28 protein-coding genes are annotated in these 24,957 nt (G+C 71.5%); 16 read left to right on the plus strand and 12 right to left on the minus strand.

Annotation, left to right across the window (positions count from 1 at the left end):
• Window positions 1-2 precede the first annotated feature (2 nt).
• Complete coding sequence (locus AB0C35_RS14935; protein WP_358455155.1) at window positions 3-899, minus strand: class I SAM-dependent methyltransferase; 897 nt, start codon at window positions 897-899, stop codon at window positions 3-5.
• Window positions 900-1,034: 135 nt separating this feature from the next.
• Here AB0C35_RS14935 and AB0C35_RS14940 point away from each other — a divergent pair, with 135 nt between their 5' ends.
• The 3 genes from AB0C35_RS14940 (at window position 1,035) to AB0C35_RS14950 (ending at window position 4,048) form a co-directional block, all read left to right on the plus strand.
• The gene (locus tag AB0C35_RS14940; RefSeq protein ID WP_358455158.1) at window positions 1,035-2,654 is read left to right on the plus strand and encodes an AMP-binding protein; all 1,620 of its coding nucleotides are present in this window, start codon (window positions 1,035-1,037) and stop codon (window positions 2,652-2,654) included.
• Window positions 2,655-2,704: 50 nt separating this feature from the next.
• Window positions 2,705-3,493 carry a TIGR03084 family metal-binding protein gene (locus AB0C35_RS14945; RefSeq protein ID WP_358455161.1) on the plus strand — a complete coding sequence of 263 codons (789 nt, stop codon included), beginning with the start codon at window positions 2,705-2,707 and terminating at the stop codon, window positions 3,491-3,493.
• A gap of 90 nt (window positions 3,494-3,583) precedes the next feature.
• Window positions 3,584-4,048, plus strand: a complete 465-nt coding sequence (locus AB0C35_RS14950) for a universal stress protein (RefSeq protein ID WP_358455163.1) — start codon at window positions 3,584-3,586, stop codon at window positions 4,046-4,048.
• 27 nt (window positions 4,049-4,075) lie between these two features.
• Here the strand turns inward: AB0C35_RS14950 and AB0C35_RS14955 are convergent, their stop codons facing one another.
• Window positions 4,076-4,582, minus strand: coding sequence for an O-acetyl-ADP-ribose deacetylase (locus tag AB0C35_RS14955; RefSeq protein ID WP_358455165.1), 507 nt, complete (start codon window positions 4,580-4,582; stop codon window positions 4,076-4,078).
• A 259-nt stretch (window positions 4,583-4,841) separates the two neighbouring features.
• Here AB0C35_RS14955 and AB0C35_RS14960 point away from each other — a divergent pair, with 259 nt between their 5' ends.
• Entirely contained in the window at window positions 4,842-5,714 is an 873-nt protein-coding gene (locus AB0C35_RS14960; RefSeq protein WP_358455168.1) for an NAD(P)-dependent oxidoreductase, read from the plus strand.
• Between the two features lie 54 nt (window positions 5,715-5,768).
• Here the strand turns inward: AB0C35_RS14960 and AB0C35_RS14965 are convergent, their stop codons facing one another.
• Window positions 5,769-6,536, minus strand: a complete 768-nt coding sequence (locus AB0C35_RS14965; RefSeq protein ID WP_358455171.1) for a class III extradiol ring-cleavage dioxygenase — start codon at window positions 6,534-6,536, stop codon at window positions 5,769-5,771.
• Window positions 6,537-6,630: 94 nt separating this feature from the next.
• Between AB0C35_RS14965 and AB0C35_RS14970 the strand changes: the two genes are divergently transcribed.
• Window positions 6,631-7,119 (plus strand): MarR family transcriptional regulator, encoded by a 489-nt coding sequence (locus AB0C35_RS14970; RefSeq protein WP_358455173.1) that lies wholly within the window; start codon window positions 6,631-6,633, stop codon window positions 7,117-7,119.
• A 19-nt stretch (window positions 7,120-7,138) separates the two neighbouring features.
• On the opposite strand, the gene AB0C35_RS14975 is transcribed toward AB0C35_RS14970, so the two are convergent.
• Window positions 7,139-8,251 (minus strand): winged helix DNA-binding domain-containing protein, encoded by a 1,113-nt coding sequence (locus AB0C35_RS14975; RefSeq protein ID WP_358455176.1) that lies wholly within the window; start codon window positions 8,249-8,251, stop codon window positions 7,139-7,141.
• Window positions 8,241-8,879 carry a TetR/AcrR family transcriptional regulator gene (locus AB0C35_RS14980; RefSeq protein ID WP_358455179.1) on the minus strand — a complete coding sequence of 213 codons (639 nt, stop codon included), beginning with the start codon at window positions 8,877-8,879 and terminating at the stop codon, window positions 8,241-8,243. The genes AB0C35_RS14975 and AB0C35_RS14980 overlap by 11 nt, the downstream gene beginning before the upstream one ends.
• Window positions 8,880-9,003: 124 nt before the next feature.
• On the opposite strand from AB0C35_RS14980, the gene AB0C35_RS14985 reads away from it, so the two are divergent.
• The 3 genes from AB0C35_RS14985 to AB0C35_RS14995 are packed head-to-tail and all read left to right on the plus strand — an operon-like array spanning window position 9,004 to window position 11,356.
• Window positions 9,004-9,828, plus strand: coding sequence for a methyltransferase domain-containing protein (locus AB0C35_RS14985; RefSeq protein WP_358455181.1), 825 nt, complete (start codon window positions 9,004-9,006; stop codon window positions 9,826-9,828).
• Window positions 9,825-10,739 carry a saccharopine dehydrogenase gene (locus tag AB0C35_RS14990; RefSeq protein WP_358455184.1) on the plus strand — a complete coding sequence of 305 codons (915 nt, stop codon included), beginning with the start codon at window positions 9,825-9,827 and terminating at the stop codon, window positions 10,737-10,739. Before AB0C35_RS14985 ends, AB0C35_RS14990 begins: the two co-directional genes overlap by 4 nt.
• A complete protein-coding gene (locus AB0C35_RS14995; protein WP_358455187.1) occupies window positions 10,739-11,356 on the plus strand; it encodes a helix-turn-helix domain-containing protein in 618 nt (205 codons plus the stop codon). Before AB0C35_RS14990 ends, AB0C35_RS14995 begins: the two co-directional genes overlap by 1 nt.
• Here the strand turns inward: AB0C35_RS14995 and trpS are convergent.
• The gene (gene trpS, locus AB0C35_RS15000) at window positions 11,353-12,411 is read right to left on the minus strand and encodes a tryptophan--tRNA ligase (RefSeq protein ID WP_358455691.1); all 1,059 of its coding nucleotides are present in this window, start codon (window positions 12,409-12,411) and stop codon (window positions 11,353-11,355) included. The two genes, AB0C35_RS14995 and trpS, sit on opposite strands and share 4 nt — an antisense overlap.
• A 236-nt stretch (window positions 12,412-12,647) precedes the next feature.
• On the opposite strand from trpS, the gene AB0C35_RS15005 reads away from it, so the two are divergent.
• The 3 genes from AB0C35_RS15005 to AB0C35_RS15015 are packed head-to-tail and all read left to right on the plus strand — an operon-like array spanning window position 12,648 to window position 15,151.
• Window positions 12,648-13,148 (plus strand): MarR family winged helix-turn-helix transcriptional regulator, encoded by a 501-nt coding sequence (locus AB0C35_RS15005; protein WP_358455190.1) that lies wholly within the window; start codon window positions 12,648-12,650, stop codon window positions 13,146-13,148.
• 48 nt (window positions 13,149-13,196) lie between these two features.
• Window positions 13,197-14,672: an MFS transporter gene (locus AB0C35_RS15010; RefSeq protein ID WP_358455193.1), complete on the plus strand. Its 1,476-nt coding sequence runs from the start codon at window positions 13,197-13,199 to the stop codon at window positions 14,670-14,672.
• Window positions 14,673-14,683: 11 nt separating this feature from the next.
• A complete protein-coding gene (locus AB0C35_RS15015; RefSeq protein ID WP_358455196.1) occupies window positions 14,684-15,151 on the plus strand; it encodes a TIGR03618 family F420-dependent PPOX class oxidoreductase in 468 nt (155 codons plus the stop codon).
• Here the strand turns inward: AB0C35_RS15015 and AB0C35_RS15020 are convergent.
• From AB0C35_RS15020 to AB0C35_RS15035, 4 genes are read right to left on the minus strand one after another with little or no spacing between them, the layout of a single operon-like run.
• Complete coding sequence (locus tag AB0C35_RS15020) at window positions 15,148-16,056, minus strand: M56 family metallopeptidase (protein WP_358455199.1); 909 nt, start codon at window positions 16,054-16,056, stop codon at window positions 15,148-15,150. The genes AB0C35_RS15015 and AB0C35_RS15020 overlap by 4 nt on opposite strands.
• Window positions 16,053-16,436, minus strand: a complete 384-nt coding sequence (locus AB0C35_RS15025) for a BlaI/MecI/CopY family transcriptional regulator (protein ID WP_358455202.1) — start codon at window positions 16,434-16,436, stop codon at window positions 16,053-16,055. The genes AB0C35_RS15020 and AB0C35_RS15025 overlap by 4 nt, the downstream gene beginning before the upstream one ends.
• A gap of 38 nt (window positions 16,437-16,474) precedes the next feature.
• Window positions 16,475-17,152, minus strand: coding sequence for a response regulator transcription factor (locus AB0C35_RS15030; RefSeq protein ID WP_358455204.1), 678 nt, complete (start codon window positions 17,150-17,152; stop codon window positions 16,475-16,477).
• Complete coding sequence (locus AB0C35_RS15035; RefSeq protein WP_358455207.1) at window positions 17,149-18,294, minus strand: sensor histidine kinase; 1,146 nt, start codon at window positions 18,292-18,294, stop codon at window positions 17,149-17,151. Before AB0C35_RS15035 ends, AB0C35_RS15030 begins: the two co-directional genes overlap by 4 nt.
• Window positions 18,295-18,428: 134 nt before the next feature.
• On the opposite strand from AB0C35_RS15035, the gene AB0C35_RS15040 reads away from it, so the two are divergent.
• On the plus strand, window positions 18,429-19,709 hold the full coding sequence (locus AB0C35_RS15040; protein WP_358455210.1) for a glycosyltransferase 87 family protein: 1,281 nt from the start codon (window positions 18,429-18,431) through the stop codon (window positions 19,707-19,709).
• 205 nt (window positions 19,710-19,914) lie between these two features.
• Here the strand turns inward: AB0C35_RS15040 and AB0C35_RS15045 are convergent, their stop codons facing one another.
• Window positions 19,915-20,205 carry a hypothetical protein gene (locus tag AB0C35_RS15045; protein ID WP_358455211.1) on the minus strand — a complete coding sequence of 97 codons (291 nt, stop codon included), beginning with the start codon at window positions 20,203-20,205 and terminating at the stop codon, window positions 19,915-19,917.
• A 297-nt stretch (window positions 20,206-20,502) separates the two neighbouring features.
• On the opposite strand from AB0C35_RS15045, the gene AB0C35_RS15050 reads away from it, so the two are divergent.
• The gene (locus AB0C35_RS15050) at window positions 20,503-21,735 is read left to right on the plus strand and encodes a hypothetical protein (RefSeq protein WP_358455213.1); all 1,233 of its coding nucleotides are present in this window, start codon (window positions 20,503-20,505) and stop codon (window positions 21,733-21,735) included.
• Between the two features lie 194 nt (window positions 21,736-21,929).
• Here the strand turns inward: AB0C35_RS15050 and AB0C35_RS15055 are convergent, their stop codons facing one another.
• Window positions 21,930-22,793: a helix-turn-helix domain-containing protein gene (locus tag AB0C35_RS15055; RefSeq protein WP_358455215.1), complete on the minus strand. Its 864-nt coding sequence runs from the start codon at window positions 22,791-22,793 to the stop codon at window positions 21,930-21,932.
• A 102-nt stretch (window positions 22,794-22,895) separates the two neighbouring features.
• On the opposite strand from AB0C35_RS15055, the gene AB0C35_RS15060 reads away from it, so the two are divergent.
• The 3 genes from AB0C35_RS15060 to AB0C35_RS15070 all read left to right on the plus strand — a co-directional run bounded on the left by AB0C35_RS15060 (window position 22,896) and on the right by AB0C35_RS15070 (window position 24,942).
• Window positions 22,896-23,339, plus strand: a complete 444-nt coding sequence (locus AB0C35_RS15060) for a VOC family protein (RefSeq protein ID WP_358455218.1) — start codon at window positions 22,896-22,898, stop codon at window positions 23,337-23,339.
• Between the two features lie 86 nt (window positions 23,340-23,425).
• Window positions 23,426-23,992, plus strand: coding sequence for an RNA polymerase sigma factor (locus AB0C35_RS15065; RefSeq protein ID WP_358455220.1), 567 nt, complete (start codon window positions 23,426-23,428; stop codon window positions 23,990-23,992).
• Complete coding sequence (locus AB0C35_RS15070; protein ID WP_358455223.1) at window positions 23,989-24,942, plus strand: hypothetical protein; 954 nt, start codon at window positions 23,989-23,991, stop codon at window positions 24,940-24,942. Before AB0C35_RS15065 ends, AB0C35_RS15070 begins: the two co-directional genes overlap by 4 nt.
• The last annotated feature ends 15 nt before the right edge of the window (window positions 24,943-24,957 follow it).

A 24,957-nucleotide genomic window follows, 5' to 3' on the forward strand; every position in this document is an offset into this window, starting at 1 on the left:
GTTCAGCCGGAGCGGGGCGCGACCGCCGTCCAGGGGAGCGTCAGCTCGCCGAGGCGCCAGCGGTGCCTGCCGCCGTAGGGCGGGCGGGCGAGGACGGGGTGGGTCCGGGCGAGCAGCGTCACCGCCTCGATCCAGCGGGCGCGCGGGCCGAACGCCGAGTGCGGGGCGGCGGCCGCCCAGCAGCGGTCGAACGCCACGAGGAGGTCGTGCACGGGCTCGCCGGGGACATTGCGGTGGATCAGCGTCTTCGGGAGCCGCTCCGCCAGCGCGGACGGACGGTCGAGCGTCGCCAGATGGGCGGCGAACGTTATCGTCCGCGGGCCGTCCGGGGTGAGCGTCACCCAGACCGCGCGGCGCCCGATCTCGTCGCACGTTCCCTCGACGAGGACGCCGGACGGGTGGAGGCGGGCGCGCAGCTCGTCCCAGGCGCGCCGGGCCGCGGGCTCGTCGTACTGCCGCAGGACGTTGAACGCCCTGATCAGGACGGGTGGGCGCTCGACCGGCAGTTCGAAGCCGCCGCGCAGGAACGTCAGGCCGTCGTAGGGGCCGCGGTCGCCCGGGGACTCGGCGCCGGGCCCGGAACCGGACCCTTTGAGGGCGGCGAGGAAGCGGAGTCCGGCGGCGACCCGGCCCGGGTCTATCTCGATGCCGGCGACCTCCAGGCGCGGCGAGACGGCGCGGAGCCGGGTGAAGAGCTCGAACGTCGTGACCGGGGAGGCGCCGTACCCGAGGTCGACGGCCAGCGGCGCGGCGGCCCGGTCCGGCGGGGCTCTGCGCGCCGGGGCCGAGCGCAGGGGGCCGGTCTGGGTGGCGGTTATCCAGCGGTCCACGCGGCGCAGCCGGTTGGGGGCGGTGGTGCCGCGGGTCACCTCGCCCCGCGGCTTCTTGACTGGGGGCACCGGGTAATTCTTCCGCCTCATCCCTTATGCCTCGTACGTTTGCGCCCGGTGCGTCCGCCGATGCCGACCCCGCCGAATGAGATTCGGTAAGCCAGCGGTTACGGTGCTGTCGACGCCGTCCACCGAGGAGTGCCGATGCTCGACCTGGCGACGCTGCACGAGGCCATCGCCGCCGCCGTCCCCGACCGTGAATGCCTGGTCTGGCGCGACCGCCGGATGACCTGGCGCGAGATGTCGGAGCGGACACGGCGGCTGGCGAACGTCCTGCACGGGAACGGACTGGGCCTGCACGACAACGGGTCCGGCGGACGGACGTCCGACCCGTGGGAGTCGCCGCACGATCACCTCGCCCTCTACCTGCACAACGGGCCGGAGTACCTGGAGGGCCTGATCGGCGCGCACAAGGCCCGGCTCGCGCCGTTCAACGTCAACTACCGGTACGTGGACGACGAGCTGGCCCACCTCTTCGGTGACGCCCGGCCGGCGGCCGTGATCTACCACGCCCGGTTCGCGCAGGCCATCGGACGGGTGGTCAAGCGGCTCGACCGCGCCCCGCTGCTCCTCCAGGTGGCGGACGAGTCCGGCGAGGACCTCCTGCCCGGCGCGCTGGACTACGAGGAGGCGCTCGCGCAGGCGTCCGCCACGCCCCTCCACGGCGTGCGCCCCGAGGCCGGTGATCTGCACATCCTCTACACCGGCGGGACGACCGGGATGCCGAAGGGCGTGCTGTGGCGGATCGGCGACCTGATGCTCGGCCCGCTGGGGATGCGGCGCCGCGACGGCACCCCGGTCACCGATCTCGGCGACGCCGTCGCGACGGCCGTCCGGAGCGATCACCGCGTGCTCGTCGGACCGCCGCTCATGCACGGCGCGGGCACGTGGTCGTCGCTGGGCGGCTGGTGCGGCGGCGCGTGCGTCGTCTTCCCCGACCGGGTGGACGGCCTGGACGCCGCCAACCTGATGGCCACCGCGGAACGCGAGCGCGTCACCCGGATGCCGCTGGTCGGGGACGCGTTCGCCCGCCCGATCGTCGAGGCGCTGGAGGCGCGCGACCACGACCTCGGCTCCCTGCGGACGTTCGTCAACTCGGCGGCGGCCATCAGCCCGGCCGTCAAGCGGCGTCTCCTCGAACTGCTCCCGCACTCCCGGATCGTGGACATCCTCGGATCGTCGGAGTCCGGTTTCCAGCTCGCCCGCAGCGGCTCGTCCGCGCGGACGTTCATGCCGACTCCGGGGACGGCCGTCCTCAGCGCCGACCGGTCGCGCCGCCTCGCGCCGGGCGAGGACGAGATGGGCTGGCTGGCCAAGGGCGGTGACTCGATCCCCCTCGGTTACCTCGGCGATCCGGAGAAGACCGCGTCCACGTTCCGCACGCTGGACGGCGAGCGGCTCGTCGTGCCGGGCGACCGGGCGCGGCTCCTCGCGGACGGGACCGTCGAGCTCCACGGGCGGGAGGCCACGACGATCAACACCGGCGGGGAGAAGGTGTTCGCCGAGGAGGTCGAGAACGTCGTGCGGGGGCTGCCCGGCGTCGCGGACGCGCTGGTGGTCGGGCGTCCGAGCGAACGCTGGGGGACGGAGATCGTCGCGGTGATCCGTCCCGCCGGGGCCCCGGGCGACGAGGAGCTGCGCGAGGGGTGCGCCGCCCACCTGGCCCGCTACAAGATCCCGAAGGCGTTCGTCCGGACCGATGGCGGCCTGCGCCTGCCCAACGGCAAGGCCGACTACGCCGCCGCCCGCGCCCTCCTCGACTGAACGAAATTCCGTTCTGGACGGACGCCACCGTCCCGCGAGATCCTGGCGGCATGCCGGACCTGCACAGCCTCCTCGCCGACCTGGCCGCCGAGGGCGACTCCGCCGACGCCCTCGTCGCGCCGCTGCCCGCCGCCCGCTGGGCCGTCCCGACGCCGGCCGAGGGCTGGACGATCGCGCACCAGATCGCCCACCTCGCCTGGACGGACGCCCAGGCCATCGTCGCGGCCACCGACGCCGGCGCGTTCGCGAAGCTCATCGAGGAGGCCCTGGCCGACCCGGGCGGCTACGTGGAGGCCGGGGCCGCGGAGGGCGCCGCCGAGGACCCCGCCCGCCTCCTCGCCCGCTGGCGGGACGGGCGGCGCCGCATGGTCGACGCCCTGGCCGCCGTCCCGGCGGGGACGCAGCTCCCCTGGTTCGGCCCGCCGATGAGCCCGGCGTCCATGGCGACCGCGCGGCTCATGGAGACCTGGGCGCACGGCGAGGACGTCGCCGACGCGCTCGGCGAACGGCGCGAGCCCACGCACCGGCTCCGGCACGTCGCCCACATCGGCGTCAGGACCCGCGACTTCGCCTTCAGGAACCGCGGCCTGGAGCCGCCCGCCGAGGAGTTCCGCGTCGTCCTGAAGGGCCCGGCCGGCGAGGAGTGGACGTGGGGCCCGCCGGAGGCGGCGCAGTCGGTCACCGGGCCGGCGCTCGACTTCTGCCACCTGGCCACCCAGCGCCGCCACCGCGGCGACCTCGCCCTCACCGCCGTCGGCGCGGACGCCGACCGCTGGCTGGACGTCGCCCAGGCGTTCGCCGGCCCGCCCGGCCCCGGCCGCTCCCCCGCGACGGCCTGAGCCCGCACCGTCCGGCGTCGCCCGGGTGAGTTTGGGCACTATGCGGGGCGTTCGTGTTCAGCCGGGCCGGGTTCGGACATGTCTCCGGGCATGACGATTCTCATCGCCTATGACGGGTCCGGCGACGCGCAGGCCGCGGTCGAGTACGCGGCGCGGCATGTCAGGCCCGAGCCGGCCGTGGTCATGACCGTGTGGGAGCCGCTGCTGGCGCAGATCAGCTGGATGCCGCTCGCGTCCGCGACGGCGGTGGCCGCCTGGGAGGACGGCGACCGGTACGAGGAGGAGAAGCAGGCCGAGCGGCTCGCGCGGCACGGCGCCGACCTCGCGCTCGCCGCCGGGCTGACCGAGGTGGCGACGCGGGCCGAACGCGGGGGCGGGCCGGTCTGGGCCGCCATCGTCGACGTGGCGGACGAGCTGAACGCCTCGCTGGTCGTCACCGGGTCGCGCGGCCTTGCGGGCGCCCGGTCAGTGATCCTGGGCAGCGTCTCGACCCGTGTTCTTCATCACGTCCGGCGTCCGACGCTGGTCGTGCCGCCACCGAAGGAGGAGTACTGACCGGGGCGCCGGACCATGTGGGCCATGTCAGGCGATGGCGCGTTCGAAGGCGTCGTAGGCATCGCCGGTGAACAGGACGAAGCGAACGTCGCTGACCTTCGTCGGGGTGGAGCGGACCGTGCCGACGGCGATGCGGGCGGCGTCGTCCATGGGCCAGCCGTAGATGCCCGCCGACACGGCCGGAAAGGCGATGGACTCGACGCCGAGTTCGTCGGCGACCCGCAGGGATTCGCGATAGCAGGACGCGAGCTGGGCCGTGCGGTCGTCGGAGGAGGAGTAGACGGGACCGACGGTGTGGATGACCCATTCGGCGGGCAGCCGGCCGGCGGTCGTGGCGACCGCCTGGCCGGTCGGGAGGCCGCCGCCGTAATGGGACGCTCGCAGTTTGCGGCATTCGTCCAGAATCTCCGGGCCGCCCCTGCGGTGGATCGCGCCGTCCACCCCGCCGCCGCCCAGGAGGGACGAGTTGGCCGCGTTCACGACCGCGTCGACCTCCTGCTCGGTGATGTCGCCCTGGACGAGAGTGATCTTCATGTCGCCGTTCCTCCGCTGTGGCCGAACCCCGTCAGAGGAGAAGAATTCTCTCCCGGGCCGGTCGCGAAACGCATGCGGGCGGTTCCCGGCGGTACGCTCATGGCGGACGGGGCTCCGGGGGCGGTGCGACTCGTCCGACGTCGTCCGGCCGGTATGCGGGGGTTCGATGCGGAAGGCCCGGACGTGACCATTGAAAGAGTGACTGCCTATCCTGCCGTCGAGACGACCACAAAGGCGTGAAAGTCGTGGAGGTACCCCCTTGAAGATTCTCCTCGCCGGAGCGACCGGAGTCGTCGGTCGCCGGCTGATCCCGCTGCTCGTCCAGGCGGGCCACGAGGTCGCAGGGACGACGCGCCGGCCCGGCCGCGCCGGGATGCTGCGCGACCTCGGCGCTACGCCGGTCGTGGTGGACGTCCTCGACGCCTCCGCCGTGCGCAAGGCCGTCGCGGCCGAGCGCCCGGACGCGGTGATCCACCAGCTCACCGATCTCAGCGACGAGGACTTCGCGGCCAACTCGCATCTGCGGATCGAGGGCACCCGCAACCTGGTCGAGGCCGCCCTCACCGCGAACGTCGAGACGATGATCGCGCAGAGCATCGCCTGGCTGTACCTGCCGGGGGACGCGCCCGCCGTCGAGACCGACCCGCTCGACACGTCGCTGCCGCCGTACGAGGGCGTCGCGGCGCTCGAGAACGCCGTCGCGCAGATGCCGCGCGGCGTCGTGCTGCGGTACGGCGCGCTCTACGGGCCCGGGACGTGGTACGCGCCGGACGGCGCGATCGCCGAGCGGGTGCGGGCCGGGAGCCTGCGCCAGGCGCCCGGGTGGACGTCGTTCGTGCACGCCGACGACGCGGCGTCGGCGGCGATGGCGGCGCTCGACTGGCCCGCCGGCGCGGTCAACGTCGTCGACGACGAGCCGGCGACGACGGCCGACTGGCTGCCGGTCTACAGCGCGGCGCTCGGCGCGCCGACGCCGGGCAGCGCCGGCAAGCACGCCGCCACGACGGGCCGCCCGGTGTCGAACTCCAGGGCGCTGAGCCTCGGCTGGAAGCCGCAGGTCGCGTCCTGGCGCACGGGCTTCTCCCAGATGGACGGCTCCGCGGCGATGAACGGCGCCGCCCGGGTCGACTGACGCCCCGATATCGGACGTTTCCGGGCGGAACGTGACAAGTAACCCGCCGGCCGGTCAGCCGAACTGGAACGAGCGCTTCGCCAGCCCGAACCAGTAGCCGTCGATGACGGACCGGCGTCCCGACGGCGCGTCAGCGTCGGCGCCGAGCGACATGAACAGCGGCGCGAAGTGCTCCGTCCTCGGGTGGGCGATGCGAGCCGCCGGAGCCTTGGCGCGGAAGTCGAGCAGGGCGTCGACGTCGCCGCCCGCCACGGCCTTCTCCGCCCACTCGTCGAACTCCGACGACCATGCGGGCGGCGCGATGTCCGACGGAAGCCCCATGTTGATCTCTCGCAGGTTGTGCGTGGTGAAACCGCTCCCGATGATGAGAACGCCCTGGTCGCGAAGCGGCGCGAGGGACCGTCCGACCTCGAAGAGCCGCTCCGGCTCCAGCGTGGGCATCGACATCTGCAACACGGGGACGTCGGCGTCCGGATACATCTCCACGAGCGGCACATAGGCGCCGTGGTCCAGGCCCCGCGTCTCCTCCTGGTGGACGTCGGGAATGAGTTTGCGCACCTCATCGGCCAGTTCGGGGGCACCGGGCGCCTCGTAGCGGACGTTGAAGTAGCGCTCGGGAAAGCCCCAGAAGTCGTACACGAGCGGCACCTGGCGGGTCGCGCCGATGCTCAGCGGCGCCTCCTCCCAGTGCGCGGACACCATCAGGACCGCCTTCGGATTCGGCAGTTCGGCGGACCAGCGGGCCAGCTCGTCGGTCCACAGGGCGTCGTCGGCCAGCGGCGGAGCTCCGTGGCTGAGATAGAGAACGGGCATCCGGGTCATGTCACTCTCCCTTTACTTGATGGTTCAACAGTACTCCAAAACAGTTGAGCGTTCAAGTCTTGAGTGCTCAACTGTTTTGTGTACGCTGGGAGGCATGACGGACACACGATGGCTCGACGCCGACGAGCAGGAGACCTGGCGCGCCTTCCTGTGGACGTCGCGACTGCTCAACGAGGCCCTCGACCGCCAGTTGCAGCGCGACTCGGGGATGCCGCACACCTATTACATGATCTTGGCGATGCTGTCGGAGGCGCCCGAACGCGCCCTGACCATGACCGAACTGGCGGAGATCGTCCACTCGTCCCCGAGCCGCCTCTCCCACGCCGTCAACCGGCTGGAGGAGGCGGGCTGGGTACGCCGGACCAAGCACGACACGGACCGCCGCACCACGATCGCCGAACTGACCGACGAGGGCTACGCCGTCCTCGTCAAAGCCGCCCCCGGCCATGTCGCCGAGGTCAGGCGCCGCCTGTTCGACCCCCTCACCCGCGACCAGACGCTGGAGTTCCGCGCCACCCTCCGCGCCCTCCTCGAAGCCCTGGACCCCGACCACGAGGCCCCCTGCGCCCGCGACCTCGGCTGATCAGCCCCTCACCCGGCGGTCACGCGGACGGGGCGCCGAACTCGACCTGGTGGGACTTCGCGTCCGGGTGGGCGGCGGCGAGCAGGCGCATGCCCTCGTCCTCCAGCTCGGCGCGCTCGAGGGCCGGGACCGGGGTGAACGGGTCGATGCGCAGCGTCGCCTCGCCGCGTTTCTTCTCGATCTTCCACATGCCGTGGACGAAGCCGTCCACGAGGAACGTCGCACGGATGATCCCGTTGACGGTGAAGACGCGCTTGCGGTGCTCCTCGGTGATGATCCGGGCCCGGTCCGCGTGGGACAGCGTCAGATTGTCGAACTCGGGCACGAACCTGACCGGCGCCGCCGTATCGGGGCCGGGACGCGGCGCCTCCGGCACGTCGTACAGCTTCCGGCCCCTCTCGTCCTGGAAGACGAGGAGCTTGGGGATCAGCCGCTCGACGACCTCGCCGAGCCGCGTCAGGCCCGACCAGTGCTGGACGTCCTGGACGCTCGCCGGCCCGAACGCGGCCAGGTAGCGCAGCACCATCTCGTCCACGGACGGGTCGGACGCCGCCGGCCCGCCGAGCCACACGTCGAGGGTCGTGTGCCTGGCCATTCCCGACGCGCCCCAGATGCCGCGCGGCGGGACCTGGACGAGCGGCAGGCTGCAGCGAACCGCCCAGCCGAGCAGCGCGGCGTCCGCGTCCGGCCACCGCTCGGCCAGCAGCGTCCGCACCTCCTTGTCGGTGCGCGGCTCGCCCTCCAGCAGGGCCCGCGCCGAGGCGACGACGGCGGTGAGGTCGATGCCGTCGAGGTCCCGGGCCCTGGTCTTCAGATGGTTGTCGAGGATCACCTGGGTCAGCGGACGCAGCGCGCGGGCGTCGCGGGCGCTGACCAGGTGGAGCGTCCCGCGCATGAGGACGATCCGCAGCGCCCGGCGATCGGTCATCAGCTCCCCGACCTCGTCGAACGCGAACCCGGCGAGGCGGCTCCACAGCCCGATGTACGGCGGGTTCGGCGCCTGCGACTGCAGGCCGACCAGATGCTCGATCGCCTCCAGCGCCGGCATCGCCCGCCGTTCCAGCAGCATCTGCCGCGCCAGCAGCGCCCGGTTCAGCTCCCGGTGCCCCAGCACCGGCACGTCAGTCGTCATAGCGTCCCCGAAGCTCCTGCCAGGTGGGAGCAGGGCCCGGCAGCTCCTGCTTGTCCGTCAGGTGCAGCGCGTCCAGCATCAGGGCCAGGTAGCGGTGCTGCAACCGGTTCATGCGCTCATCGTCGCCGATGCGGATGCCGTGCAGGTACTCCAGCATCACCGAGATGTCCCCGACCTCGATCTCGGGCCGCAGCGCACCGGCCTCCTGGGTGCGTTCCAGCAGCCGCTTCGTCGCGAGGTGGATCTGCTGTCCCTTGCGGCTCATCTCCTCGGTGACGTCGAAGCTGCCGGCGAGCCGCATCGTCAGGGAGCCGGCGCCAATGTCCAGGCAGCGGCGCATGAACCCGGCGAACGCGTCCCATGCGTCGCCGTCGTCCTCCAGCGCGGCCTCCACCTGGGTGAGGTAGCGGTCCATGCCGTCGTCGGCGAGCTTCTGGAGCAGGTCCTCCTTGCTCTTGTAGCGGCGGTACAGCGCGCTGATCCCCACCCCGGCGTGCTCGGCGACCGCCGAGATGGGCGCCCCAGGGTCGGCGGTGAACACCGCCCGCGCCGCCTGCCGGATGAGTTCGTCGTTGCGCGCCGCCTGCGCCTTGCGCCCGCTCATGGGCGCCCGTGCCGTGGTCTCCATGAAACCCATACTAGGGGAACAAATAATTCCGTTCTATAGCGCGACCCGCCCGGCCTTGACACCGAACCCTCGGGCGTTCACTATGAACATACGTTCATGAACATGCGTTCATACTGGAGGAAGCATGGGAGACGGCAAGGCCGAGATCGTCAACGTCGGGCAGTACGAGGCGTGGAACGGCTACGAGGGGCGGCACTGGGCCGATCACTCCGACCGGTACGACGCCGTGAACGGCGGCTTCAACGAGTTCCTGCTGGACGGCGCCGCGATCGGGCCGCACGACCGCGTCCTCGACATCGGCTGCGGAAACGGGCAGATCACCCGGCTCGTGGCGGGACGGGCACGCCTCGGCGGGGCGACGGGAGTGGACCTGTCCGAGCCGATGCTCGCCCGCGCCCGCTCCCTCGCCGAGGAGGAGGGCGTCCGGAACGTGACGTTCGAGCAGGGCGACGCGCAGGTGTACCCGTTCCCCGATGGCGGCTTCGACGTCGCGGTCAGCCGCTTCGGGGTCATGTTCTTCGCCGACCCGGCCGCCGCGTTCGGCAACATCCGGCGGGCGCTGCGCGCGGGCGGCCGCCTGGCGTTCCTGTCGATGGCGCCGCTCGGCGAAGGTGATCTCGGGACGGTCCTCGCGGCGCTCCCGCCGCGGGAGGAGGCCCCGATCGGGCATCACGGGCCGCTGTCGCTGTCCGATCCCGATCGCGTCCACGAGGTCCTGGAGGGGGCCGGTTTCGATGGCGTGAACTGCCGCAAGGTGGAGGGCGAGCAGATCGAGGGACTGGACGCGCGGGACGCGGGCGAGTTCTTCGCCGGATGGGGGCCGATCCGCTACAACTACGGCGAAAGCGAAGAGCTGGTCGACACCATCACGGAGGCGATGCGGCCGTTCGAGCGCGACGGGGCCGTCCGCCTGCGCGGGACGGCCTGGCTGGTCACGGCGCGGGCATGAGACGGGTCGTGGTGCTCGGCGGGTACGGGGCGGTCGGCCGCGAGGTCGTCGCCGGGCTGCTCGGGCACGTCCCGGAGGTGGTCGCCGCCGGACGTGACCTGGCGAAGGCCCGCACGGTCGACGGGGCGATCCCGATGCGGATCGACCTGCGCGGCGACGACCTGAACCGGATCGACGCCGATGCCGTGGTCATGTGCGCGGACCAGGAGAACGCGCGCGTCGCGGAGGCGGCCCTCGGGCGGGGCATCGACTACGTCGACGTGTCCGCGTCGCATGAGGTCCTCGCCGGGATCGAGAAGCTCGACGGGCTCGCGAGAGAGCGGGAGGCCACGGCGGTGCTGAGCGTCGGCCTCGCCCCGGGCGTCACGAACCTGCTGGCCCGCGACCTCGGCGGAGGGGACACCGACATCGGCGTCCTCCTCGGGTCGGGCGACCGGCACGGTCCCTCCGCCGTGGAGTGGACGCTCGACTCGCTCGGCGCCATCGGCGAATCGTGGCGGATGCGGTTCCCGGAGCCCTACGGCACCCGGACCGTGCACCGCTTCCCGTTCTCCGACCAGTACACCCTCCCCGGACGCGTCCGGACGGGCCTCTGCCTGGACGTGCGCACCCTCACGGCCCTGCTGCCGCGTCTCGCGCGGTTCCGCGACCGGCCCGCGCTGCGGGCCGTGCTCCGCCGGGCGCACTTCGGCGGTGACGGGTTCGCGGTGGCGGCCGCGTCCGGCGGGTCGGTGCGCTCGTTCACCGGGCGGCGGCAGAGCCGGGCGACGGGCCTGGTCACCGCGATGGTCGTCCGGCGGCTGGACGGGATGGACCCCGGCGTCCGGCACATCGAGGACGCCGTCGGCCCCGGATTCCTGCCCGAACTCGCCGAGCACGGGTTCGCGCTCGCTCAATACGATGCGGCGTGATGTCACCTCGAAAAGCGGCCGCGCTGCGCGCCGGCGACCGGACGCTGCGCGAGCATCTGATCGCCACGGCCGAGCAGATGATCTCCGAGCGCGGGACGGCGGGCCTGACCGTCCGGGCGATCGCGCGCGCGGCGGGCGTCGCCGACGGCGTCCTCTACAACCATTTCGCCGACAAGGAGGAGCTGCTCGCCCACGCGATGCGGGCGCGCGTGGCGGCCGTGGAGCGCACGCTGCCGCCGCTGCCCGCGCCCGGCGAGGCGACGGTCAAGGCCAACCTGCGCGTCTACGTCGAGCACGGGCTGATCCTGCACAACGGGATGCTGCCGGCGCTGACGGGCCTGCTCGCGCACCCCGAGGTCCTCGCCCGGTTCTCGGCGCTGAGCGGCGGAGGCGAGGACTGGCGCGAGCGGCTCGCCGGCTACCTGCGGGCCGAGCGCGACCTCGGCCGCCTCGCGCCCGGCGCCCGGGTGGACGCGGCCACGTCCATGATCGTCGGCGCGTGCCACGAGTCGGTCCTGTCGGTGCTGTTCCAGGGCGAGGACATCGCGCACCGCGTCTCCGTGGACGTCGTGGACGACCTGGTGACCGCCGTCCTGGACGGCATCGCCCCGCGTTAGGAGGCCATCGCGGTCCTGACCTCGTCCAGGGTGCGGTCCGCCACGGCGTTGGCGCGTTCGTCGCCCTCGGCGAGGACGCGGCGCAGGTACGTCCGGTCGGCGGCGAGTTCGGCGCGGCGGGCGCGGATCGGGCGCAGGAACTCGTTGACGGAGTCGGTCACGGCCTTCTTGAGCGCGGCGGCGCCGCCGTCGCCGATCTCGGCCGCGACGTCGTGCGGGTCGCGGTCCTGGCAGAGCGCGGCGAGCAGCACCAGGTTGGAGACCTGCGGACGGGTCTCGGGCGCGTAGGCGATGTGCCGGTCGCCGTCGGTCACCGCGCGCCTGATCAGCCGGGCGGTCTCGTCCGGCCCGGCGGACAGCGCGATGGCGTTGCCGCGGCTCTTGCTCATCTTCCGGCCGTCGGTCCCGAGGAGGTTCGGCGCGGGCGACAGCAGCGCGTCCGGTACGGGGAAGACGGGCCCGTAGCGTTCATTGAAGCGGCGCGCGATCGTCCGGGTGATCTCCTGGTGCGGGAGCTGGTCCTTGCCGACCGGGACGAGTTTCGCCTTGCAGAACAGGATGTCGGCAGCCTGGTGGACGGGGTAGGTGAACATCAGCCCGCTGACCGACGTCTGCCGCGAGGCCGCGATCTCGTCCTTCACGGTGGGGTTGCGCTGGAGTTCGGCGACCGACACCAGCGACAGGAACGGCAGCATGAGCTGGTTGAGGGCGGGGACGGCGCTGTGCCGGAAGATCGTCGCGGTGGACGGGTCGATGCCGGCGGCCAGGTAGTCGGCGACCAGCCCTTCGACGTGCTCGGACAGGTGGTCGGCGACGTCCCGGTCGGTGAGGACCTGGTAGTCGGCGACCAGCACGAACAGCTCGACGCCGGCGCGCTGGAGCCGGACCCGGTTGGCGAGGGTGCCGAAGTAGTGGCCGAGGTGGAGCGGGCCGGTGGGGCGGTCGCCGGTCAGGATGCGGAACGCGCCGGGTTCGGCGGCGATGCGTTCTTCCAGCTCACGGGTTCGGCGCTCGGCGGCGTCGGCCTCGGCGGCCGCGGGCGGGGCTTCGGGGATGGTCTCCACGGTTGTCTCCTCGGATCGGGTCGGTGCGGCCGTCCCGCCGAACAGGCCGCGTCACCGAAGAGAAAGGGCCGTCCGGCGGACGGCCCGATGGGCATGCGTGGGTCACGGCCGTCCTAGGACGGCCACCAGCGCAGACACACGGTGTGGTTCACGGCTCCAGGATAGACCAAGAAATGTAGCTGCTCCCGGATAATCTAGTACGGAACCAAACGGGTAGCCTGGGACGCATGACCTCCATGACCCCGCGCACGTCGCCCGACCGCACGAGCCCCGACCTGTCGTTCCTCCTGGACCACACCAGCCACGTGCTGAGGAGCCGCATGACGGCCGCGCTCGCCGAGATCGGGCTGACGCCGCGCATGCACTGCGTCCTGGTGCACGCCCTGGAGGAGGAGCGCACCCAGATCCAGCTCGCGGAGATCGGCGACATGGACAAGACGACGATGGTCGTGACGGTGGACGCGCTGGAGAAGGGCGGCCTCGCCGAACGCCGCCCGTCGTCCAGGGACCGGCGGGCGAGGATCATCGCGGTCACCGAGGAGGGTGCCCGGGTCGCCGCGCGCAGCCAGGAGATCGCGGACGGCGTCCACGAGGCGGCCCTCGGCTCCCTTCCGCCGGACGAGCGGAAGGTGTTCCTGCGCGCCTTGAACACCCTGGTCACCGGGCATCTGGCGACCCTGTCCGAGAGCACGCAGCCGGTGCGGCGGGCACGCGAGCGGACAAAATAGATCCGATAAGGATCGTCTCTAACAAAACCATCTGCTACGGTCTCTTCTGTGTCTCAGAACCAGAAGAAGACCGCGCATTCCCTGCTCCGATCCCGCTGGGCGGCGCTCGGCGTCCTGTCCACCACGATGCTGATGGCCATCCTGGACGGCAGCATCGTGACCGTCGCGACGCCCGCCATCCAGGACGACCTCGGCTTCTCCCCCGCCGGGCTCAGCTGGATCATGAACGCCTACCTGATCCCCCTCGGCGGGCTGCTGCTGCTCGCCGGACGGCTCGGCGACCTCGTCGGCCGCAAGACGCTGTTCCTCACGGGGAACGCCCTGTTCACCACCGCGTCCCTGCTCGCGGGCGCCGCCACTTCGTCCGGCCTGCTGATCGCCGCCCGGTTCCTGCAGGGCGTCGGCGGCGCGCTCGCCTCCGCGGTGGTCCTCGGCATCCTCGTGACGCTGTTCACCGACGCCCGCGAACGCGCCAAGGCCATCGGGATCTTCAGCTTCACCGGCGCCGCCGGCGCGTCCATCGGCCAGGTCCTCGGCGGGGTCCTCACCGACGCGCTGAGCTGGCACTGGATCTTCTTCATCAACCTGCCGATCGGGCTCGCCACGATCGCGCTGGCCCTCCCGGCGCTGCCGCGCGACCGCGGGCTCGGCCTGTCCGCCGGCGCCGACCTCGCCGGGGCGTTCCTCGTCACGTCCGGGCTGATGCTCGGGATCTACACGGTCGTCAAGGTCGAGCTGCACGGCTGGCTGGCGGCGCACACACTCGGGCTCGGCGCGGTGGCGCTCGCCCTGCTCGCCGGGTTCGCCGCCCGCCAGGCCACCGCCGCGACCCCGCTGATGCCGCTGCGGATCCTGCGCTCCCGCAACGTGTCCGGCGCGTACGTCGTCCAGCTGCTCACGCTGTCGGCGATGTTCTCGTTCCAGGTGATCGTCGCCCTCTACATGCAGAAGGTCCTCGGGTACGGCGCGCTCGACACCGGTCTCGCGATGCTCCCCGCGGCCGTGGCGATCGGCGCGGTGTCGCTGTTCGTTTCGGCGCGGCTGGCGAACCGCGTCGGCGAACGGCTCGTGCTGATGGCCGGGCTCGTGCTCCTGACCGGCGCGATGCTCCTGCTCACGACCGTGCCGGCGGACGCCGACTACGTCACCGACCTGCTCCCCGTGTTCGTCCTGGTCGCGGGCGCGGGCCTGGTCCTGCCGTCGCTGACCGCGCTCGGCATGTCCAGCGCCCGCCCCGACGACGCGGGCCTCGCGTCCGGGCTGTTCAACACCGTCCAGCAGGTCGGGATGGCGCTCGGCGTCGCGGTCATGACCACCCTGGCGGCGTCCCGGATCGAGAACCTGCGGGCGGACGGGCACGGCGACGCCGCCGCCCTCACCGGCGGATACCACCTGGCGTTCGGCGTCTCGGCCGGCCTGCTCGCCACCGCGTTCGCCGTCGCGCTCCTCGTCCTGCGCCGCCCGAGGCCACCGGTGGACGCCGCGGCGCCCGCCGACACCGCCGTCACCGCCACGAAAGCCTGAAGGAGATCACGATGACCGAGTACGGCCCCGGACAGGGACCCGGCCCCAAGCCCGTCACCGAGGACGAGCTGGCACGGCTGCTCGGCGAGCAGCAGTTCGCCGTCCTGGCCACGAACAAGAAGAACGGCCACCCGCACGTCTCGACCGTCCTCTACGCCTGGGATCCCGCTGAACGCATCGTCCGGATCTCCACGACGGCCGGACGCGCGAAGGTGAAACAACTCCGCGACGACCCGCGCGCCGCGCTCCACGCGTCCAGCGCCGACCACATGTCGTTCGCCGTGGCCGAAGGCACCGCCGAACTGTCCGACGTCACCGAGAAGCCCGGCGACGCGGCCGGGCGGGAACTGCTCGCCATGACCCCGGGCTTCGACGACCCGGCGGACGAGCGGGCGTTCCTCGAGCAGATGGTGAAGGACCGGCGGCTCGTGATCCGCCTGCACGTCACCCGCCTCTACGGGACCGTCCTGGCCGGTTAGTGCGGCAGAAGAAGGAGCAGCAGCGGGAGGCCGGCGATGATCGGGACGGCGACGATGGCGGCGGCACGGGTCGTGCGGGGCAGCGGCTCCGGCTCCAGCAGCCGGTTCACCCGCGCCATCACCGGGATCTTGCCGTGCGTCGCGACACCGAGCGCGCCGGACGGCGCGGCGGCCGGGCTCGCGGCGGCGAACCGCAGCAGCGCGGTCGCCAGGTCGCGGGGCGGCCGGCCCGTGCGGGCCCGGTCGTCGGCGGCCATCTCGATCAGCAGCTCCACCGCGTCCAGGCACCGTGCGACCAGCCCGAACTGCGGGAACACCTGCCGCAGCGACGCGAACGGCAGCAGCACCAGGTCGTGGCGTTCACGGGCGTGGGCGCGCTCGTGCGCGAGCACCGCGGCCAGCTCGCCGCGGTCGAGCAGCGCCAGCGTCCCCGCGCTGACGACGACCTTGGACGATCGGACGCCCGGCACGCAGTACGCCGCGGCGCCCGGATGGTCCAGGACGAGGGTTCCGGGCACGGCCGAGTCACGGCGCGACACCAGCGCGAGCAGCGCCCGGTGCCGCCGCCGGGCCCGCACGACCCGGACCAGCGCGTACACGAGCATGACCAGCAGGACGCCGGTGAGGCTGATGGCCGACAGCAGCGCCGCCACCTGCACGGGGTTGAGCGCGGCGGCCTGGTCGTCGTAAAGGCCGGGCAGCCCGCCGAGGACGCCCTTGCCGTAGGGCAGCAGTGCGAGGCCGAGCAGCGCCCCGATCGTGGCGACGCCCCAGCACAGGCCGAGGGCCTGCCAGAGGGCGATGCCGGTGCGCGGCGTCCGCCACGTCCACCGGGCCCGGGACAGCAGATGCGCCCCGCCGACGGTCCCCAGGGAGATCAAAGCGAGCAGGGCGGCGCCGGTCATGCCGGTGGTTCCTTGCTCGTGAGACCCGCGAGGGTCTCCCGGATCACGTCGATCTCGTCCCGCGACACCGACCGGACGAAGTGGGCGAGGGCCGCGTCGCGGTCGCCCGTCTCGTTCAGTGCGCCCAGCATCAGCTCGGTCACGTACACCTCGCGGCTCGCCACCGGGTGGTAACGCCATGCGCGGCCGTCGCGCTCGCGTTCGAGAAAGCCTTTCTTGGCGAGCCTGTCCAGCACCGTCATGACGGTGGTGTGCGCAAGGTCGCGGTCACCGGCGAGCGCGCGGCTCACGTCACGGGCGGTCGCCGCCTGGCGACCGGCGTCCTCCCGCGCCCACAGGACCTCCATGACCGTGCGTTCAAGCTCTCCCAGACCCTTCACACCAGCCAGATTATCCGACCATGGCGAAGGTCACCACGTCAGGTAGTACTACCGCCCGTAGGAGGCGCCACCAGACCCATCTCATAGGCCATGATCACCAGCTGGACGCGGTCGCGCGCGTCCAGCTTGGCGAGCAGCCGCGCCACGTGCGCCTTCGCCGTCGCCACGCTGATGAACAGCTCCCCGGCGATCTCATGGTTGGACATGCCGCGTCCGACCAGGGTCAGCACTTCGCGTTCCCTGTCGGTGACGCCGTCGGACGGGCGGCGGCCGCTCGCGGGCTCCGGGCCGGGGCGGCGTTCCGGGCGGGCGGCGAACTCCTCGATCAGCCGGCGCGTGACGCTCGGCGCGATCAGCGCGTCCCCGCCCGCGACGACGCGGATCGCCGACAGGATCTCCTCCAGCGCCATGTCCTTGACCAGGAAGCCGCTGGCACCCGCCCGCAGCGACCCGTACACGTAGTCGTCATCGTCGAACGTCGTCAGCATCAGCACGCGCGCCGTCGTGATCCGGCGGGTGGCTTCGATTCCGTCCATGTCGGGCATGCGGATGTCCATGACGACCACATCCGGGCGGACGTCCTCGACCAGCCGGACGGCCTCCGCTCCCGTCCCGGCCTCCCCGACGATCTCCAGGTCGGGTGTGTCGGCGACGAGCACGCGCAGACCGGCACGAATCAGCGGCTGGTCGTCCGCCAGGACGATCCGGATCGTCATCGGACCGCCGCCGGCAGGGGAATCCGCGCCGCCACACGGAACCCGCCTCCCGGACGCGGCCCGGCGGCGAAGTCGCCGCGCAGCAGGCCGACCCGCTCCCGCATGCCGACGAGGCCGTACCCGGCGCCGACGACGCCGCCGCGCCCGTCGTCGTCGATCTCGATGGACAGCTCCTCGTCCCGGTAGTCGATGGCGACCCGGCATTCGTCGGTGCCCGCGTGGCGGACGACGTTCGTCACCGCCTCCTGGACGATCCGGTACGCGGACAGGTCGACGTCCGGCGGCAGCGGCCTCCGCTCACCCCGCCTGCTGATGCCGACCTTCACCCCGGCGTCCTTCGCCGCCTCGGCCAGCCTGTCGAGATCGTCCAGCCCGGGGGCGGGGCCGAGCGGCGCGGAGCCCGGGTCGTCCCTGCGGAGCGCGGTGAGCATCCTTCTCAACCCGGACAGCGTTTCGCGGCTGGTGGCCTCGATGGCGTCCAGCGCGTTCCGCGCCTCCGCCGGCTGCGTGTCGATCACCCGTCCGCCCACGCCCGCCTGGATCGCGATGATGCCGATGCTGTGCGCCACCATGTCGTGCAGCTCACGAGCGATCCGGAGCCGCTCGGCGCTGACGGCCTGCGCCGTCGCCTGCTCGCGCAGCGACTCGGCATGCGCCCGCCGCACCCGGACCGAGTTCCCCGCCATCCAGGTGACGGCCATCGCCAGGACCAAGGTCAAGATCAGGGTGTCGATCGTCGCCGAGATGTTCGAGGACAGGAACGCGAGGACGGAAAGCGACTGCAGGGCGAGCGTCACGACCGCGACGGGAACCGAGATGCGGCGGCGACGGCTCGCCGCGATGTAGCCGACACCAAGATCGGTGATCAGGACCAGCAGGCCGGCGACGACCCCGTTCTGCATCTGCACGAGGGCGGCGATCCAGGCGAAGAGCAGTATCCCGTGGGCCGGCAGCGGGTGCCGCAGGAGGAAAGCCCCGGCCATCACCGTGAGCACCGCCGACGCGAGGACTTCGTAAGCGACGAAGTGGCCTGCACCCTTCATCACGGTCGCGAAGAGGACGAACGGGTAGACGACGACCGCGAACCACAGCAGGGCCGTCCAGGTGACGCGGCGCACTCGGCTCTGCGGCAGGGCGGACATGCGCCGATCGTAACCGCCGCCTCCTTACCGGCACATTGGCCCACGGGCTTAATCCCGTGGGCTACAAGCGCCCTTTGTGAATGTGTCCGGTGGCCCGATGCCCGCCGAGCGTGATCGAAGCCAACGTTATCCGCATGAAGCGCTGGCTGACGTTCGTCCTGGCAATCGAAGTCCTCGGAATCGTGGTCTCTTCTCTCACCTACGATTCACTGGACTTCCGTATCTACTGGCTGGGCGGGAACGCCGTGACGGACGGCACGCGCCTTTACGACGAGCAGCTCGCCGCCCACTGGTACACGAACACGCCGTTCATGGCCACGCTGTTCACTCCCCTGGCCGCCCTGCCCATCACCGTCGCCCGCCTGCTGTGGCAACTCGCTTCGCTGGCCGCATTCATATGGGCTTGCGCGACCACTTTGAAACTGACCGGCCGCAGCGTCCCCCTGAAAGTCGTGGTGGCCGGGGGCCTGCTTCTGGCACCCGTGTGGCACACGTTCTTCCAGGGCCAGGTCAACCTGTTCCTGCTCGCCCTCGTCCTCGCCGACATGCACCGGGTCGCCCGCGGTCGTCCCGCAGGAATAGGCATCGGCATAGCAACCGCAATCAAGCTGACACCGGGCATCTTCATCGTCCTTCTCCTGGTGACGAGACGAACGAAAGACGCCTTCACGGCCGCCGGAGCCTTCGCCGTCTGCACCGTCCTCGCGTACGCCATCGCACCGGACGCGTCCCGTCTCTACTGGCTGCAGACCTTCTACGACACGTCCCGCGTGGGCGTCCCGTACATCAGCAACCAGTCCCCGCTGGGCGTCCTCACCCGCATCTTGAAGGGAACGGCCGAGGTCGGCGCTTGGTACACGGCCATCCCACAGGCCATCGGAATCACCGGGCTCCTCCTGGCGGCCGCATGGGCCAGGCGCGGCGACTGGCTGGCAGCGATAGCCGTGACCGGCATGACCGGCCTCCTGGTCTCCCCCATCTCATGGGCGCACCACTGGGTGTGGATCGTCCCGGCCCTGGCGGTGCTAATCCGCAACAACAACCGAACCATCGCGGTCTGCGGCTACGTCCTGTTCGCTTCGGCCCCCATGTGGTGGACGCCGTACGACCCCGATCCACTCCGCTTCAGCCCGCACCTACTCCTGCTGCCCATCGCCAACTGCTACCTGCTGGCCGGCCTGTTCTTCCTGGCACACATGACCTTCCGCCTCCGTCAGGACGCGTCCACGATCACGAACGAGCCGAGCATGCGCCGCAGCCAGCCGCCCCGAGGCCGCCGTTCGATGCGCCTCGCCCGCACAGCCCGGCGGGACGGGGGCCTGGAGTGCACAGCCGGACGGGGCACCCTGGGGGCCGAGGGCGCGGCCCGTCCGGCCGTGCGGTTCGGGAGGGACGCCCGCGAGTACCGGCCGTAGCGGTCGCGTCCGGTCAACTCCTCCAGCAGGCGCCCGAGCGTCACGGGGTCAGCCGCTTCGACCAGCCGGTCACGACCCGTCCGATCACGCGTGAAAGCCCACCACCGCCCCGTGAACTCCCCCAGCCAGACGCAGCAGCCTGGGAACCGGCGCGCCAGTTCGGCCGCGACCCGCTCGGGCTCCAGGTCGGCCACCGCCCACGGAGTCACCGCTCCTCCCTCGCGGCCAGATAGCCGAGGACGAACACGGCGGCGTCCGTGACCCGGTCGGCGGGCGCGATGGGCTCACCCCACGACGTGTAGTACCAGAACCTGTGGGCGTCGTCCTCCCGTTGCCGACACGAGATCGTGTCGGCGGCGTTCTGCGCGCAGCAGCCCTCGACCTGCGGGTTCGTCACCCGGAGCCCGGAAGCCCCGAGCTCGACGTCGAGCTTGCGTGCGGCCAGATGCGCGGCAAGTGCCGCGAGCCGCACCTCGGTGGCCATACGCTCGTCCATAGCCAGGACCTCGTTTCCTGGTCAGGCCCCGACCCACACGGTGTTCGCGCACCGGGTCGGGGCCGCCTTGTCTTCGGAGGCAGAACGCGTCTCAACTCGTCCCGCGACTGTGAGTAAATCGACATCACAGAGCGCGAGAAAAGATGAGAATGCGGAGACAGACCCGGAGACACCCGGAGACTCGAAAGTCTCCGGGTCCACAAAAGGGGGCACACACGAATGACTGCCCAAAACCCCCCAATATGGGCAGCCCGCCTGCGTGCCGAGCGGGACGCACGAGGCTGGGGTAAACACGAGATGGCCAGGCAACTCCTGCGAGCGGACGGCCTGAAGCGAGGCAATGTGGCCAACCTCTCCCGCCAGATCTACGACTGGGAGAGGGGACGCAACTTTCCCCGAGACTGGGCACACGCGTACGCAAAAGCGTTCAAATTGGACCCCTCCGAACTCTTCTCAACGGGGGAGGTCAAGGAGGCATCCTCTACATATGAGTCCGACCACGATCCCGAGGACGACGACGTGAAGCGCCGCGCCCTCCTCGGCCTACTCGCCACGACGGCCGTCGCCGCCCCGCTCGGCCGCGACGCCGAACGCCTCCGCGCCGCCCTCACCGGCACCCTCACCACCGAAGCCACCGAGCACGACGCCGACGCCTGGGAGCGGGTCGCCCACGACTACGCCAACGAGATCGACCAACTGCCTCCCACCGTGATCCTGCCGGACCTGCTTTCGGACATCACCGAACTCGATCTGCTCCTCTCCCGCGCGAACTCCCCAATCAAGGCCCGTCTCGTTAACACGGCGGCGTACCTGGCCGCTCTCACGGCGTACGAACTGACCAACCTTGGCGATCCCCGCGGCGCTCGGCGCTGGTGGCGCACTGCGGCACACGCAGCGGACGAATCGGGCGACAACGTCACCGCCTCGCACATCCGTGGCAAGGAGGCCGTGCTCTCCCTGTACACGGGCCGCTCAGAGCTGTCCACCCTGGACGCCGCCGAAGAGACCATTGCGGTCAGCCATGGTCGGCACTCCGTCGGTATCGCCAACGCGTACTCGGCCAAAGCACAGGCGTACGCCCAACTCGGTCGCCATGACGAAGCCGAGCAGGCCCTCACTGAGCTCAAGCGAGTGTTCGAGCACCTGCCCGCCAAGGCGACAAAAGACAAGACCACGATGTGGGGCTGGTCCGAGCAACGGCTTCATCACGTCGCAAGTTACGTGCACACGCACTCGGGCGACATCGAGCGTGCCCAGCAGGCTCAGGACGACGCCATCGCGCTCTACCCGGCCAAGAGCTTCCTGGCCCGCGCCCAGATCGAGTTGCATCGTGCAGGCGGCCTCATCAGAACCGGCGACGCCGACACCGGTGCCCGGCACGCCATCCGGGTGTTGGAGGGCCTTCCGTCCACGCACCGCGCCGACGCCATGATCCGCCGCACCGCCTTCACGTCCCTCAACCTCACATCGCCCAAGGACGCCAAGAGGCCAACCGTGCGGGACGCCTACGCGATGCTCGCCACCGCCTAGTGCGGTGTCCACGAACGGACCGGGTCGGCACTCGTTCACTTGCGGCGTGTTGCCCCTATGAGCGCGCCCGAAAGGGCAACACGCCGCAAGTGAACGCACCCGGTGAAGCTTGATGGACAGCGCACTAGCCCCACCCCGGCACAGCGCCGGTCGCCGGGCCCTGCCGATCGGTGGATCCAGGCGAGTCGTTCGTCTCAGCCACGAGCGACGTCGGGGACGCCTGACAGGACGGCCAGCCGGAACTTGGTCTCGTCCTCGGTGTCCGGGGCCGCCGTCAGGATGACGATCTTTCGTTCCGCGTCGCCGTCGGTCATGACGTCGCAGTCCACCGCGATCGGCCCGACGGCGGGATGTTCGACGATCTTGTGGTCTTCGCGATGTGCGCCGACCGCGCCGGAGGCCCACAGTTCGGCGAAGCGTTCGCTGCTCGTGGCGAGTCCGTGGATCAGGTCTGTCAGGCGGGTGCTGCCGGGGAAGCGTCCCGTGGCGCGGCGCAGGTCGGACACGACTGCGGACTCGACCGTGTCCTGGGCGAGCGAGGTCACGGGCCAGTGCGACAGGCGTGGACCTTCGCCATCCGTCGAGAAGGTGTCGCGGGCGAAGTTGCGGAGCTGCGGCGGCGTCGAGGACGGGTCGCCCAGGAGCCCCGCCCAGCCGCGGTTCCACCAGATCAGGTGCCAGTCCGCGGCGAAGACCGCGGCGGCGGTGTCGTCCAGCCGGTTGAGGAGGCGGCGGAGACCGGGCGGGATGTGGTCGGAGATCTCCCCGCCGGCCGGGGGGACGAGTCCTGCGAGCCGATAGAGATGATCCCGCTCGGCGTCGGTGAGCCGCAGGGCGCGAGCGAGCGCGGCGGCGACCTGCGCCGAGGGGGTCGTGGCGCGCCCCTGCTCCAGCCGCACGACGTAGTCGACCGAGATCCCGGCGAGTTCGGCGAGCTCCTCCCGGCGCAGCCCCTTCGCCCGGCGCGCTCGCCCAGTCGGCAGCCCGGCCGCCGCCGGAGAGATGCGGTCTCTCCAAGCGCGCAACGTCGCACCCAGCGCCGTCTCGTCAGCGGTCATGTATCGATTCTCACCCGTGACCACCTGTTGAGGGTGGTACCGCTGTTCCTACCGTCGTCCCGTCTCTGGTCACGGGCTCGACCGTCGGCGAATGTCGGTGGCATGAGCATTTCCTTCTCCCACGACCATGTCGGACTCAGCGTGACTCCCGAGGATCTCGACGCCACCATCGAGTGGTACTCGGGCAAGCTCGGCTTCACCGTTGACCAGCGGTTCGACTCGCACGGCACGACGTTCATCTACATCGTCAGCGGCGACGTCAAGATCGAACTCCTCGCAGGCGCGTCGCACCGCCAGGCACCGACCGGCGACGTCCTGACGAGCATGGACCCGGCGCGGCTACACCACTTCTGCATCGCCGTCGACGATCTCGACGCGGCCGTCTCCCGACTGCGCGACCTCGGCGTGGAGCTGATCGGCGGGCCCATGGCGATCGCGGAAATCGGTCAGCGCATCGCGTTCATCACCGACAACCTCGGCAACATCATCGAGCTCGCCGAGCCCGGAACCTGGCCCGCCGGTCGGCAGAACCCCATCACCCCCTGAGACGACTCGCCATTTCTCGCGCCGTCGCCGTAACGCTGGGGCGGATCCGGACATCTGCTCAAATGAAAGTCGCGAAGGGGGACGGTGTGGCTCACTCCTCGAACGATGAGCGGCGCCGCGAGGAGATCTTCGAGGAGATCTACCGGGCGCACTACGACGCGGTGGCCCGTTATGCGCTGCGCCGGGCCCGGTCGCCCGACGACGCCGTCGACGTCATCGGCGAGACGTTCCTGACGGCCTGGCGCCGGCTGGACGACCTGCCGGACGGCGACGGCGCCAGGCTGTGGCTCTACGGTGTGGCCCGGCGCGTGCTGGCCAACCACCGCCGCGGGGCGGCCCGGCGGGAGCTGCTGGCCACCCGGCTGCGCGGGGAGTTCGCCGAGGCCGCCCCGGCGCGGCCGGCGGAGACCGTCGCGGTGCGGGCCGCCTTCGGGCGGCTGTCGGACGACGACCGGGAACTGCTGTCGCTGACCGGCTGGGAAGGGTTGTCGCCCGGCGAGATCGCCGAGGTGCTGGGCTGCCGCGCGGGCGCCGTCCGGGCCCGGTTACACCGGGCGCGCAAGCGGTTCGCCCGTGCGCTTGCCCGGGAGGGCGTGGACGTGGAGCGGTACGGAGCTCGGGCGGTGGCGATGGCGGAGGGGGCACTCGGATGAGCCTCGAACAGATCATCAAGGACCTGGAGCCGGCGCACGTCGTCCCGCCGATGGGCGCGGGCTCGTCCGAGCTGCTGCACGAGATCACCGCGACCCCGCGAGAGACCGCGCGGAGGAGCCCTTGGACGTCGGCGCCGACGATCCTGCCCCGGGCCGTCGCCCGGCTTCGGCTTCGGCTTCGGCTTCGGCTCACGGTACCGCTGGTCGCCGGGCTGGCGGCGGTCGCCGTCCTGACGAGCTGGTTCCTGCCGGGCTCGACCGGCCTCGGCCCGGAGCCCGCCGCGGCTCTGGACATCAGGAAGGAGGGCGGCTACTACATCATCACGGTGAAGGACGCCTTCGCCGATCCCGAGCGCTACCAGCGGCAGCTCGGGGACCTCGGCCTGGACATCTCGCTGGAGGTCCAGCCGGTGTCCCCCGGGCTGGAAGGGACGATCTTCACCCCGTACGACCCGCGGACCAACAGGCTGGCGCCGCCGGAGCAGGTGCACCCGGCCGACGGGCTCATCCATCCGATCGAGCGGCCCGGGGACTGCGCCAGAGCCACCCGCTGCACGATCGGCCTGCGGATCCCGGTGGACTTCCGCCCCAACCCGGACTGGCAGTCCATGCCCACCATCTCCCTTGGGCGCAAGGCCCGTCCAGGGGAGCGCTACAAGGGCTTCGGTCCGCTCAACAATCCCGGGGAGCCGCTTGAGTGCCGGCAGCTCATCAACAAGACGGTCGATCAGGTGCGCGCCATGCTGCTGGAGCGCGGCGTGACGGTCGGTACGTTCGCCGTCCCCGGGCGCGGAAGCCGGTCCTGGGCGCCCGGTTCCTGGTACGTCGCGACCGGCTGGCTCAGCGAGCCCGGTAAGGCGGTGCTCGTCACCGATGAGAAACCGTTCCGCGGAAAGCGGGTGAGCAGCGGACGGTCGTCGCTGCTGACCGGACAGTGCCCCGGCGGCTGACGCCGGCTCCCGTCC

It is taken from the genome of Spirillospora sp. NPDC048819 (assembly GCF_040650055.1).
GTDB lineage: Bacteria > Actinomycetota > Actinomycetes > Streptosporangiales > Streptosporangiaceae > Spirillospora.